The sequence below is a fragment of the Methylobacterium carpenticola genome (assembly GCF_042748905.1).
Taxonomy (GTDB): Bacteria; Pseudomonadota; Alphaproteobacteria; order Rhizobiales; family Beijerinckiaceae; genus Methylobacterium; species Methylobacterium carpenticola.
This window is the reverse complement of record NZ_JBHZEO010000001.1, coordinates 4,431,093-4,443,837: the sequence shown is the minus strand read 5'-3', so window position 1 is coordinate 4,443,837 and position 12,745 is coordinate 4,431,093. Positions and strand designations below refer to the sequence as shown.

The following is a 12,745-nucleotide window of genomic DNA, read 5'->3' as shown; positions in this document are numbered from 1 at the left end:
GGGATCAGGCGAGGCGCGCGCGGGGCTCCAGGCGCCGCCCGCGCAGGAAATCGCCGATCTCCATCGGGCCCTTCCCGGCCGGCTGCACGCGCAGGAGCCGGATCGCCCCCTCGCCGCAGGCGATGGTGCCCTGCGCGTCGAGGAGCCTGCCCGGCTCGCCCCGCCCATCGGTGCGGCTCGCGCGCAGCACCTTCACCCGCTCGGGCCCGCGGCCGAGATCGGCCATGAAGAAGGCGCCGGGGAACGGAGAGAGACCGCGGATCCTGTCATGGAGGCGCTGCGCCGGCTCGGCCCAGTCGAGGCGCGCCTCCTCGTTGGTGATCTTGTGGGCGTAGACGACGCCCTCTTCCGCCTGGGGCGTGAAGGTCAGGCCACCGCGCTCCAGGGCGCCGAGCGCCCGGTTCATCAGGTCGGCGCCCAGCGGCATCAGCCGGTCGTGAAGGTCGCCCGCCGTCATGTCGGGGGTGATCGCCACCCGCTCCAGCATCCCGACCGGGCCGGTGTCGAGGCCCGGCTCCATCCGCATCACCGCGACGCCGGTCTCGGCATCGCCCGCCATCACCGCGCGCTGGATCGGCGCGGCGCCGCGCCAGCGGGGCAGAATCGAGGCGTGAAGATTGAGGCAGCCGAGGTCCGGCGCGTCGAGGATCGCGGGCGGCAGGATCATGCCGTAGGCGACCACCACCGCCACGTCCGCGCCGTGACTGCGGAAGGTCTCGGCGGCCTCCTCGGTGCGCAGGGTGGCGGGCGTCAGAACCGGCAGCCGGAAGCGCTCGGCGAGGGCCTGCACGGGCGAGGGCCGCAGCGCCATGCCGCGCCCGGCCGGCGCGGGCGCCCGGGTGTAGACCGCCACGACCTCGTGACCGCTCCCCACGATCTCGGCGAGCGTCGGCACCGCGAAATCCGGGGTGCCCATGAAGACGACCTTGAGGGACATCGGCCGATCAGGCCGCTTCCTGGCCGCGCTTGGCCGCCTTGGAGAACTTCTTCAGCACGCGGTCGCGCTTCAACTTCGAGATGTGATCGATGAACAGCACGCCGTTGAGATGGTCGATCTCGTGCTGCAGGCAGGTGGCGAGGAGGCCGTCCGCCTCCTGCTCAACCACCTCGCCGTCGAGGGTCCGGAAGCGCACCCGCACGCGGTCGGGCCGCAGCACCTCGGCGTAGTATTCGGGGATCGAGAGGCAGCCTTCCTCGTAGGAGCGGGTCTCCTCGGAGGTCCAGACGATCTCGGGATCGAGGAGGACGAGGGGAGTGCGCGCCTCCTTCTCCTTCGAGGTGTCGACCGTGACGATCCGGGTCGGCTCGCCGACCTGGATCGCCGCGAGGCCGACGCCGGGCGCGTCGTACATGGTCTCCAGCATGTCGGCCGCGAGCTTGCGCACCTCGCCCGTGATCGTGCCGACCGGTTCGGAGACCTCGCGCAGACGCGCGTCCGGAAGGATGACGAGGGGGCGGATGGTCATGCAGGTAAACCGGATCGGGGCGCCGCGGGGCGCTGCTCAACAAGACAGTTCGAGATAGGGATTCGTCCGCCCGGGGTCAAATCCGTGCGTCGATGCTCAGAAGGCGGTGCGCTGGCGGATCGCGGCCGAGAGGGTGCCCTCGTCGAGGTAGTCGAGTTCGCCGCCCACCGGCACCCCGTGGGCGAGCTTCGTGACCTTCACGGGCAGGTGGGCGAGGAGTTCGGTGACGTAATGGGCGGTGGTCTGCCCGTCGACGGTGGCGTTGAGGGCGAGGATGATCTCGCGCATCTCCGGCACGCTCGCCCTCTCGACGAGACGGGACAGGTTGAGGTTCTCCGGCCGGATGCCGTCGAGGGCGGAGAGCACGCCGCCGAGGACGTGGTAGCGCGCCGTCACCGCGCCCGAGCGTTCGAGGGCCCAGAGATCGGAGACGTCCTCGACCACGACCAGGATCGACGGGTCGCGGCTGTGGTCGCGGCAGATCGTGCAGGGATCGGCGGTGTCGACGTTGCCGCATTCGTGACAGACCACGATGCGCTCGTTGGCGATCCGCATCGCCTCCGCCAGGGGCGCGAGCAGCGCTTCCCGCTTCTTGATCAATTGCAGGGCCGCCCGGCGGGCCGAGCGCGGCCCGAGGCCCGGCATCCGGGCCAGGAGCTGGATCAGGCGCTCGATCTCCGGACCGGCGACGGCTTGGGGCATGGGAGGCGGATCCGAGTGTGAGAGCCTGTTCGACCTGTTACGCAGCCGTCCCACCCGCACCCTCATTCTCAGGTGCCGAGAGCCGTCGAACGGGCTCCGAGACGCGACGCAGAACCCGCCCCTCGCCAGCGGAGAGAGGGCGGGTGGGCGCTGGAGCAGCGCCCGATCACGTTGCACTCGGGCGCTGCTCTATGTCATTGATTTCGCCGCATTGTCTGCGGCGAACCGGTATCCGCTTCGTCGGAAAATGCGCTAGAACGGCAGCTTCATGCCGGGGGGCAGGGGCAGGCCCTTGGTGAGTTCCTGCATGCGCTCCTGGGCGGCGCGCTCGCCCTTGGCGCGGGCGTCGTTCACCGCGGCGACGATCAGATCCTCCAGGATCTCCTTCTCGTCGGGCACCAGCAGGGCGGCGTCGATCGAGACGCCCTTCACGAGGCCCTTCGCGGTCATCGTCACCGAGACGGCGCCGCCGCCGGCCCCGCCGGAGACCTCGACGGCGTCGAGTTCGTTCTGCAGGTCGGCCATCTTCTGCTGCATGGCCTGGGCCTGCTTCATCAGCCCCATGATGTCGCGCATGGCGTGTCCTCTGAATCGGTCATCGAGCAATGTGGGGCGCGGGGGCGGCCGCCGCTACAGGTCGGCCTCGCCCTCGTCGGGCGGCGCGAGATCGTCCGGCGGCGTCTCCGCCGGCTTCTCGCGCACGTCGATGATCTGCGCGCCGGGGAAGTTCTTCAGCACCGCCTGGACCAGCGGATGGGCCGCCGCGCCCTGGTGGCGGCTCTCGACCTCGGCCTTGGCGCGGGCGGCGAGCGTCGCCTCGCCGGTCTCCTTGGACAGGGCCACGACCCAGCGGCGGCCCGTCCACAGGTCGAGCGCCCGGGCGAGATCGTTGGCGAGGGTCGGGCGACCGCCCTCGGCGAGGCGGAACTCGATCCGTCCATCCTCGAAGCGGACGAGATGCACGTCCCGCTCCAGGGCGGCCTTGAGGCCGATGTCGCGCCTGGCATCGGCGAGCGCGACCACGTCCTCGAACCGGCGCAGCCGCAGGGCCGGGGCCGCCTCGGGCAGGGGGGCGGCCTGTGCGGCCGGCGCCTGAGAGGCGGCCGGCGAGGGGAGAGGCGCCGGGACGGCTTCGAGCCGCGGCCGGCTGTCCGGCAGCGCGCGCAGGGCGGGGCCGCCCGCCGGCACGACCGGCGGCGTGCGGGCGCCGGGCGGCAGGGTCACGCCGCCGCCCTCCCTCACCTGCCGCAGCGCCTCGTCGGGCGTCGGCAGGTCGGCGGCGTAGATCAGCCGGACCAGGGCCATCTCGGCCGCGGCGAGCGGCCGGGGCGCGGCCTGCACCTCGGGGATGGCCTTGAGCAGGATCTGCCACGCCCGGGAGAGGGCCCGCACGGAGAGCCGGTCGGCGAAGTCGCTGCCGCGGCCGCGCTCGGCCTCGCTCAGGGCGCCGTCCGCGCGGGCGGTGTCGGGCGCCACCTTCAGGCGGGTGACGAGATGCGTGAACTCGGCGAGGTCCTGAAGGACGACGGACGGGTCCGCGCCGGCCTCGTGCTGGGCGCGCAGTTCCGCGAAGGCGGCCGGCGCGTCGCCGCGCATGGCGGCCTCGAACAGGTCGATGATCCGCGCCCGGTCGGCGAGGCCGAGCATGTCGCGGACGGTCTCCGTCGAAACGGTGCCGGCGCCGTGCGCGATCGCCTGGTCGAGGAGCGAGAGGGAATCGCGCACCGAGCCCTCGGCGGCCCGCGCGATGCTCGCCAGCGCCTCCGGCTCGGCGGTCACGCCTTCGGCCACGCAGATCCGCTGGAGATGGGCGATCAGGGTTCCCGCCTCGACCCGGCGCAGGTCGAAGCGCTGGCAGCGGGACAGGATCGTCACCGGAACCTTGCGGATCTCGGTGGTGGCGAAGACGAATTTCGCGTGCGGCGGCGGTTCCTCCAGCGTCTTCAGGAAGGCGTTGAACGCCTTCTCGGACAGCATGTGAACCTCGTCGACGATGTAGACCTTGTAGCGCGCGGAGACCGGCGCGTAGCGGATGCCGTCGATGATCTGGCGGACGTCGTCGATGCCGGTATGGGACGCGGCGTCCATCTCCAGCACGTCGATGTGGCGCGATTCCATGATGGCCGCGCAGTGCAGGCCGAGACCCGGCATGTGGATCGTCGGGCCGGCCGCCGAACCGTCGGGCAGGGCGTAGTTGAGGCCGCGGGCGAGGATGCGGGCGGTGGTGGTCTTGCCGACCCCGCGCACGCCGGTGAGCATCCAGGCCTGCGGGATCCGCCCGGCCTCGAAGGCGTTCGCCAGCGTGCGCACCATGGCGCCCTGGCCGATCAGATCCTCGAAATCCTTGGGGCGGTACTTGCGGGCGAGCACCCGGTAGGGTGCGGCGGCCGGCGCTGGGGTGGCCGGTGCAACGAGCCCGGGGAAACCCGGCTCGTCGGTCGAAGGCGTGCCGGTGGTCTCGTCCATGCGCCGCGGTCGCGGAGGGCGCGCTGGCCGATGGCCAGGCGCGCGCTCTCGTGAGGATGAGGTGGGAGGCTGGACGAGAACCCGCTCGTTCTCGTTAGGGCTGCTTCCTTCCGGACCTGACCCGGTTGGCGAGTGAAACGTCCCCCGCCAACCTCCCGGCGCCTATATGAGCGGGCGGCGGCGGAAACGCAAGCGCGGGACCGCGCCGTCGTGACAGATCGGAGACGTCCATGCCGCACCGTGCCTTCGCCGCCGCAGCTTTCGCCCTCGCGATCGGCTCCCTGGCCGGCTCGGCCGGGCCCGTGCGCGCGGCCGAGACCTACGGGCCCGAACTCGAAGGCTTCGCCTACCCGCATCCGGTGCGCCGCCACAGCTTCACCTCGCAGGGACAGACGCTGGCGATGGCCTACATGGACGTGGCGCCCGCGCAGCCGAACGGCCGCGTCGCGGTGCTGCTGCACGGCAAGAATTTCTGCGCCGCCACCTGGGAGACGACGATCGCGGTGCTGCGCGACGCCGGCTACCGGGTGCTCGCCCTCGACCAGGTCGGGTTCTGCAAGTCGACCAAGCCCGCAGGCTACCAGTTCGGCTTCGCGCAGCTCGCCACCAACACGAAGGGCCTGCTCGACGCCCTCGGCATCGGCAAGGCCACGATCATCGGCCACTCGATGGGCGGCATGCTCGCCGCCCGCTACGCGCTGATGTTCCCCGACACGGTCGATCAGCTCGTCATGGTCGATCCGCTCGGCCTGGAGGATTGGCAGGAGAAGGGTGTTCCCTACCAGACCATCGACGCCGCCTTCGCCCAGGAACGCAAGACCAGCTTCGAGAGCATCAAGGCCTATCAGCTCAAGTTCTACTACAACGGCCAGTGGAAGCCGGAATACGACCGCTGGGTCCGGATGCAGGCGGGGCTCTATGCGGGCCCCGGGGCGGAGCGCGTGGCCTGGAACCAGGCCCAGACCTCGGACATGGTGTTCACGCAGCCGGTGGTGCACGAGTTCGAGCGCCTGCGCGTGCCGACCGTGCTCGTCGTCGGCGACAAGGACCGCACCGCGCCGGGCGCCAACCGCGCGCCTGCGGGCCTCGCGGCGACGCTCGGGCGCTACGATCTCCTCGGCCCGGAGGTGGTCCGCCTCATCCCCGATGCCAAGCTCGTGGCCTTCCCGGATCTCGGCCACTCGCCGCAGGTGGAGGCGCCGGATCGTTTCCACGAGGCCCTGCTGAAAGCGCTGGCCGGACGCTGACGACCCGTGGTGCCGGCAGCCGTCGACCCGGACGGCGCGGACGGATGGTGGCGGCCGCGTCGGATCTGTGCGCGGACGCATGCGTCCGTTGCCGGTTCTTCCCCCTGTCCCGGATCTGCTTCCGCTGTCGCTTCGGTCGTCCGGGAAAGCGGGAGACCCGCGATGCACGATCGGCTTGTTCAGCACGGTCGCTCCGGACCGGCGTGCCGCGTGACGGTCGGACCTCGATCGGGAGCAAACCATTGAGATCGCCGATTTTTATGATGATTACCCAGGGGCGTGCGCCGGTTGCGGCAACGGACGGATATTGATCTTTATTCAATAATATATTTATAGATGATCGAAGGAATGTTTTGTTTAAGAAGATCGTGTATACGATTTTATGATTGATGATTAGTCGGCTGATGCGATAGGCATAGACGCTCCGACCTTGTTGCTGCTGACGCTGGTGATCGCCCTGATCACGGCGGGCTTCCTGGCGTTGGAGTGGCGCGTCGTTCGCGATCAAGCGCTTCCGTTCTGGAGCGCCGGCTTCGCCGTGATCGTGCTCGGCTGCTCGATGTCGCCGTTGCGCCAATCCTTCTCGTTCTATCTCGGCGTGTGGGCCGCGAACGGCCTCCTGGTGATCGCGCATCTCCTGTTTCTGTTCGGCGTCGGGCGCTTCGTCGGGCGCCGGCTGAGCCCGCTCTGGTGGGGGCTGCTGCTGCCGTGGATGCTCCTCGTCGCCGTGCCGGCCGATGCGAGCGTCACCCGGATCTTCGGTGTCCTGAACTCGGTGCTGGTCGCCATCGTCGCGTCGGCGACGGGCCTGCTGCTGCTCCGGGCGCCCGGGCCCTGCAAGACCTCCGCCTCCAACCGGCTCGCCTACACCTTCCTCGGGCATGGCGCCTTCTACGGCCTCAAGACGTGCCTCGTCTTCCTGCCCGGGGCCTTCGTCAGCCTGATCGGCTTCAAGGGGCTGCTGATCCAGCTCTCGCTGCTCGAAGGGATCGTCGTCGAGGTCCTGCTCGCGCTGCTGATGGCCGCCTCGGTCCGGCGTCGGCGGGAGGATCGGATCGCGGCGCTGGCGGAGCAGGACCCGCTGACGGGCGTCCTCAATCGCCGGGCCTTCGAGGAGCGGGCCGCCCGTCTCCTGCGCGCGGCGGAGCCCCACGGCGGCGCGCTGCTGCTGCTGGACGTCGATCACTTCAAGGCCGTGAACGACACGTTCGGCCACCGTTCCGGCGACCACACCCTCGTCGCGCTGGCGGCGGCGCTCACCGCGACCCTGCCCTCCGGCGCCCTGGTCGCCCGGCTCGGCGGGGACGAGTTCGCGGCCCTGCTGACGGAAGCGGCCTCCGCCGACGTCGAGCGCGTCGGATCGGCCCTTCGTGCGCGCTTCGCTGCGGTCCAGGACGCCCGGACCCTCCCGCTCGCGACAGCCACGATCAGCATCGGCGCCGCGATCTTCGGTCCCGGCGAGACCGGGCTCGGGCCGCTTCTGGAGGTTGCCGATGCGGCCCTCTACGAGGCCAAGCGGCAGGGACGCGATCGGCTGCGATGGCGCCGTGCCGACCCCCCGCGTGCCCCTGGACCAGGAGCGGGCGGGCCGTCACGCAGCTCCTCCATCCGGGCAACATGCTAGACCGCCAGGAAACCGTGCCCCGCACCAGCGCGGATGCCGCGGGCCAGCCCTGATTGGACAGCTCCGGCAGCGCCGAGGAGACTGCCGCCGCGGTCCGAAGGAGCGACGATGCCAGCCGAGTCCACCCTTGCCATTCCGGGCCTCGAGCACCCGGCCGAGATCCGCATCGACCGCTGGGGCGTGCCGCATGTCCGGGCCGAGAGCCGCCGCGACGCCTTCCGGGTCCAGGGCTTCAACGCCGCCCGCGACCGGCTCTGGCAGCTCGACCTCTGGCGCAAGCGCGGTCTCGGGCGACTGGCGGCGGATTTCGGGCCGGGCTACCTCGCCCAGGATCGGGCCGCGCGGCTCTTCCTCTACCGGGGCGAGGAGGCGGCCGAGTGGGCGGCCTACGGCACGCCCGAGGCGCGGGCGATCGCGGAGGCTTTCGTCGCCGGCCTCAACGCCTTCATCGGCCTGACCGAGAGCGATCCGTCCTGGCTGCCGCCGGAATTCGCCGCCACGGGCACGCGCCCGGCGCGCTGGGATGTCTTCGATGTCGTGCGCATCCGCAGCCACGCGCTGACCCGCAACGCGCTCTCGGAGGTCGCCAGGGCGCAGGTGGCGGCGCGGGGCGCGCTCGCCCTCGATCCTTGCCGCAAGGCGCTGGCGCCGGCGCACGTCCCGGGGTTGCCGAAGGGGCTCGATCCGGCAGCCGTGCCGGCGGCCGTGCTCGACCTGATCCGTCTCGGCACCGTGGGCGTCGGCTTCACGCCCGCCCGGCTCGCTTGCCCGCGCGCGGAGGCGTGGCGCTGGAGCATGGTCACCGAGCACGGCGCCGTCGTCGCGGGCGAGGCCGCGCCGCCGGCCGGGGCGCCGCCCGCCGAGGGCTCGAACAACTGGGCCGTGGCGCCCGCCCGCACCGCGACCGGGCGGCCGATCCTGGCGAGCGACCCGCACCGCGCCTACACGCTGCCGTCCCTGCGCTACGTGGTGCATCTCTCGGCACCGGGCCTCGACGTGATCGGCGCGGGCGAGCCGGCGCTGCCGGGCATCTCCATCGGCCATAATGGCAGGGCCGCCTTCAGCCTCACCATCGCGCCCCTCGATCAGGAGGATCTCTACGTCTACGAGATCCACCCCGAGGACCCGGATCTCTACCGTTACGCGGATGGCTGGGAGCGCCTGCACCGGATCGAGGAGCACATCCCGGTGCGGGGCGGACCGGACGAGATCGTGCGGCTCGCCTTCACCCGCCACGGCCCGGTGGTGCACGAGGATCGCGCCGCGGGGCGGGCCTTCGCCCTGCGCACCGTCTGGAGCGAGCCCGGCACCTCCGCCTATTTCGGCAGTCTCGCCTATCTGGATGCGGACAATCCCGAGGCCTTCGCGCAGGCCCTGCGGCACTGGTCGGCGCCCACCGTCAATCAGGTCTACGCGGATCAATCGGGCCGCATCGGGTGGTTCGTCGCCGGCAAGGCGCCGCGCCGGCCGAACTGGGACGGATTGATGCCGGTTCCGGGCGACGGGCGCTTCGAATGGGACGGCTTCGTCGATGCGGCGGATCTGCCCCGCAGCATCGATCCGGCCCGGGGCTTCGTGGCGAGCGCCAACGAGATGAACCTGCCGGACGGCTATCCCGAAACTCTCGGCTACGAATGGGCCGAGCCGTGGCGCGCGCAGCGCATCGCCGCCGTGCTCGACGGCCAGCCGCGGCACACGCTCGCCGATTCGGCAGCGCTCCAGGGCGACGACGTCTCGCTCCCGGCCCTGCGGCTCGCCCGCCTCGGCGCCCGGGTGCTCGCCGGGGGCGAGGGGGATCTCGGGGCGGCCCTGACCCTGCTCGGCGCCTTCGACGGGCATGTGCACGAGGACAGCGCGCCCGCGGCCCTGGTGGAGATCTGGTGGGCGGTTCACCTGCGCCCGGCCCTGCTCGGGGTGCTGGCACGGGACGCGGCGGTCGCGGCGCTCCTCGCCCCCGGGGATACCGAAACCCTGCTCGGCCTCCTGGAGGCGGGCGAGCCGCCCCTCGACGGAGAGGTCCGCGCCGCGCTCCTTGCCGGAACCCTGGCGGCGGCGTTCCGCGACGGCCTTGCCCGGCTCGGCTCCGATCCGCAGGGCTGGCGCTGGGGACAGCTGCACCGCGCCCACTTCATCCACCCGCTCTCGGGGGCCGGCCTGCCCGGGCACGATATCGGCCCGCTGCCGGTCGGGGGCTCGGGTTCGACCGTGATGTATACCGGCTACCGCACCGACAGTTTCCGGCTGGTCGCCGGTGCCTCGTTCCGCATGGTGGTGGATGTCGGCAACTGGGATGCCAGCCTGTTCATCAACGGGCCGGGCCAATCGGGCGATCCGCGCTCGCCGCACTACGCCGACCATGCGGAGCCCTGGGCGAAGCGGGAATACCGGCCGCTCCTCTACTCGCGCGAGGCGGTGGATGCGGCGACCGAGCGGGTGATCCGCCTGGTTCCGGCCGGGTGACCTGTACGGCTGCCCAATGCCGGCTTCAGACCGGGTTCAAGGCCGGCAGGGCAGGGTGGCGGTATCGGCGGTCCCGGTCCGGTTCCGCCCCGGAGCTCCTCCATGTGCCGCCCCGCCCGATCCGGCCTCATCGTCGCCGTTCTGGCCGTTCTCGCCGGCCCGGCCCTCGCGGCCGATCTCGACGAGCCGCCCCCATCGCCCTACGGCGTCCGGCCCGATTACGCACCTCCGCCGCCCCCGCCGCCGCGCTTCTCCCGGGACGAGGAGACCTGCCGCGTCTTCGTGAGGCGCCGCATCGATGCGGATGGCGAGGAGGTGGTGCGGCGCGTGCGCGTCTGCGACGCGGGCGCGGGCCCCGAGGGGCCGCCCCGCTGGCACCGGCACCGGCCCTGGCGGCTGGAGGGCTTCGGCCCGCCGCACGAGCGCTATGCGCCGCCGGTCCCGCCCGCCGAGGTGCCGGGCATCTGGTAGAGGCTTGCGCTCCGGTCGCGTGCTCCCGATCTTTGCCGTGACCCGATGGCCGCTTTCTCGTCCACGCGCCGCCCGCCGCGGGCCGGCGGCGCCGAACCGCCCCCCGACGCCCTCGCGGGGACGATCGAGCGCGTCACCTTCCACAGTGCCGAGACCGGCTTCTGCGTCCTCAAGGTGAAGGCGCGGGGCCGGCGCGACCTCGTGCCGGTGGTCGGCCACGCGCCCGCGGTCGCGGCGGGGGAGTGGATCACCGCCACGGGTGCCTGGGTCAGCGACCGCAATCACGGGCTCCAGTTCCGGGCCGACACCCTCGCCTGCACGCCGCCGACCGGTGCGGAGGGCATCGAGCGCTACCTCGCCTCCGGCCAGATGCGCGGCATCGGCCCGGAGATGGCCAAGCGCATCGTGAAGGCCTTCGGGGCCGAGACCTTCGCGGTGATCGAGGCCCAGCCGGAGCGCCTCACCGAGGTGACGGGCATCGGGCCGAAGCGGGCCGAGCGGATCGTCTCGGCCTGGGCCGAGCACCGGGTGGTGCGCGAGATCATGGTCTTTCTGCACGCGCACGGGGTCGGCACGGCGCGGGCGGTGCGGATCTTCAAGACCTACGGGGCGGAGTCGATCGCGGTGATGACCGACGATCCCTACCGGCTCGCCCGCGACGTGCGCGGCATCGGCTTCCGCACCGCGGATGCCATCGCCACCCGGCTCGGCCTGCCGCCGACCGCGCCGGCACGCCTGCGCGCCGGCATCGCCTACGCGCTCCAGGCGGCGATGGATGACGGCCATTGCGCGCTGCCCGTGGCCGATCTCGTCACCCGCGCCGCCGACCTGCTCGGGGTCGAGCCGGCCCTCGTGCGCACCGCCCTGGTCGAGGAGATCGGCGGCGAGGCGGTGGTGGCGGACGCGATCGGGGGCGAGACGCACGTCTTCCTGCGCGGGCTCCACGCCGCCGAGCGGGCGATCGCCGAGCGGCTGGCCGCCCTCGACGCCGCCCCGCTGCCCTGGGGCGAGATCGCGGTCGATGCGGCGCTGGCGAGCGTCGAGGCCGAGACGGGCCGGTCACTCTCGCCCTCGCAGCGCGAGGCGGCCCGCACGGTGATGGGCGCGAAGGTCGCGGTGATCACCGGCGGGCCCGGCGTCGGCAAGACCAGCACCCTCGACGCGCTGCTGCGGATCCTCGCCACCGTCGGGGCCGAGGTGCTCCTCGCGGCCCCGACCGGGCGTGCCGCCAAGCGCATGAGCGAGCAGACCGGGCGCCCGGCCAAGACCCTGCACCGGCTGCTGGAGGTCGACCCCGCCCATGGCGGCTTCCAGCGGGGCGAGCAGAACCCCCTCGCCTGCGACCTGCTCGTGGTGGACGAGGCCTCGATGATCGACGTGCCGCTGATGAACGCGCTCACCCGCGCGCTGCCGCGGCACGCGGCGCTCTGGCTCGTGGGCGACGTGGACCAGCTCCCTTCGGTCGGGCCGGGGCAGGTGCTCGCCGACGTGATCGGCTCCGGCCGGATCGCGGTGGCGCGCCTCACGGAGGTGTTCCGGCAGGCGGCGGAGAGCCGGATCATCGTCAACGCCCACCGGATCAAGGCCGGGCGCATGCCGGAGGGCAGCCCCGACCCGTCCGGCGATTTCTTCCTGGTCGAGATCGCCGATCCGGAGATCGGCGCCGAGCGGCTGGTCGAGATCGTGACGCGGCGGATCCCCCGCCGCTTCGGCCTCGATCCGGTGCGCGACGTGCAGGTGCTCTGCCCGATGACCCGCGGCGCGCTGGGGAGCCGCAACCTCAACCACGCGCTCCAGCAGGTGCTGAACCCGGCGCCGCTCCACTCCGTCGAGCGCTTCGGCTGGCGCTTCGCCCCGGGCGACCGGGTGATGGTGGGGCAGAACGACTACGACCGCGAGGTCTTCAACGGGGATCTCGGCGTGGTGCTGCGGATCGACGCCGAGGAGGGGACGCTGGTGGCGGGTTTCGACGGGCGCGAGGTGGCGTGGCCCTTCGACGAACTCGACGCGCTCTCGCCGGCCTACGCCATCACCATCCACAAGGCGCAGGGCTCGGAATATCCGGCCGTGGTGATCCCGGTGGCGCTCCAGCATTACACGATGCTCGCGCGCAACCTCCTCTACACGGGCGTCACGCGCGGCAAGCAGCTGGTGGTGCTGGTGGCGCAGAAGCGCGCGGTCGCGATCGCGGTGCGGGGCGGCGCGATGCGGCCGCGCTTCACGAAGCTGAAGGAGTGGCTGGGGGCGGGATGAGCCGGCGCGCACGGGCATCGGCGGAAGCCGAAGACGTCGCATCAGAAGCCGGCTTG

Annotated in this window: 10 protein-coding genes and 1 other RNA gene; 5 read left to right on the top strand and 6 right to left on the bottom strand. The window is 72.2% G+C overall.

Features of this window, described 5'->3' with window-relative positions:
• Positions 1-4 precede the first annotated feature (4 nt).
• From fmt to ffs, 6 genes are all read right to left on the bottom strand, one after another.
• Positions 5-937 (bottom strand): methionyl-tRNA formyltransferase, encoded by a 933-nt coding sequence (gene fmt / locus ACE101_RS20805; RefSeq protein ID WP_379133537.1) that lies wholly within the window; start codon positions 935-937, stop codon positions 5-7.
• A gap of 7 nt (positions 938-944) precedes the next feature.
• On the bottom strand, positions 945-1,466 hold the full coding sequence (def, locus tag ACE101_RS20800) for a peptide deformylase (protein WP_379133534.1): 522 nt from the start codon (positions 1,464-1,466) through the stop codon (positions 945-947).
• Positions 1,467-1,562: 96 nt separating this feature from the next.
• Positions 1,563-2,168, bottom strand: a complete 606-nt coding sequence (gene recR / locus ACE101_RS20795; RefSeq protein WP_379133531.1) for a recombination mediator RecR — start codon at positions 2,166-2,168, stop codon at positions 1,563-1,565.
• Positions 2,169-2,420: 252 nt separating this feature from the next.
• On the bottom strand, positions 2,421-2,744 hold the full coding sequence (locus ACE101_RS20790; protein WP_379133528.1) for a YbaB/EbfC family nucleoid-associated protein: 324 nt from the start codon (positions 2,742-2,744) through the stop codon (positions 2,421-2,423).
• A 54-nt stretch (positions 2,745-2,798) separates the two neighbouring features.
• Positions 2,799-4,634 carry a DNA polymerase III subunit gamma/tau gene (locus ACE101_RS20785; protein WP_379133524.1) on the bottom strand — a complete coding sequence of 612 codons (1,836 nt, stop codon included), beginning with the start codon at positions 4,632-4,634 and terminating at the stop codon, positions 2,799-2,801.
• Positions 4,635-4,694: 60 nt separating this feature from the next.
• An RNA gene (ffs, locus tag ACE101_RS20780) (signal recognition particle sRNA small type) lies at positions 4,695-4,791 on the bottom strand.
• A gap of 73 nt (positions 4,792-4,864) precedes the next feature.
• Between ffs and ACE101_RS20775 the strand changes: the two genes are divergently transcribed.
• The 5 genes from ACE101_RS20775 (at position 4,865) to recD2 (ending at position 12,689) form a co-directional block, all read left to right on the top strand.
• Entirely contained in the window at positions 4,865-5,881 is a 1,017-nt protein-coding gene (locus ACE101_RS20775) for an alpha/beta fold hydrolase (protein WP_379133521.1), read from the top strand.
• A 430-nt stretch (positions 5,882-6,311) separates the two neighbouring features.
• Positions 6,312-7,505 (top strand): GGDEF domain-containing protein, encoded by a 1,194-nt coding sequence (locus ACE101_RS20770; RefSeq protein ID WP_379133519.1) that lies wholly within the window; start codon positions 6,312-6,314, stop codon positions 7,503-7,505.
• A 108-nt stretch (positions 7,506-7,613) separates the two neighbouring features.
• Positions 7,614-9,965, top strand: coding sequence for a penicillin acylase family protein (locus ACE101_RS20765; protein ID WP_379133516.1), 2,352 nt, complete (start codon positions 7,614-7,616; stop codon positions 9,963-9,965).
• Between the two features lie 102 nt (positions 9,966-10,067).
• Entirely contained in the window at positions 10,068-10,436 is a 369-nt protein-coding gene (locus tag ACE101_RS20760; protein WP_379133514.1) for a hypothetical protein, read from the top strand.
• 45 nt (positions 10,437-10,481) lie between these two features.
• Positions 10,482-12,689 carry an SF1B family DNA helicase RecD2 gene (recD2, locus tag ACE101_RS20755; protein WP_379133512.1) on the top strand — a complete coding sequence of 736 codons (2,208 nt, stop codon included), beginning with the start codon at positions 10,482-10,484 and terminating at the stop codon, positions 12,687-12,689.
• The last annotated feature ends 56 nt before the right edge of the window (positions 12,690-12,745 follow it).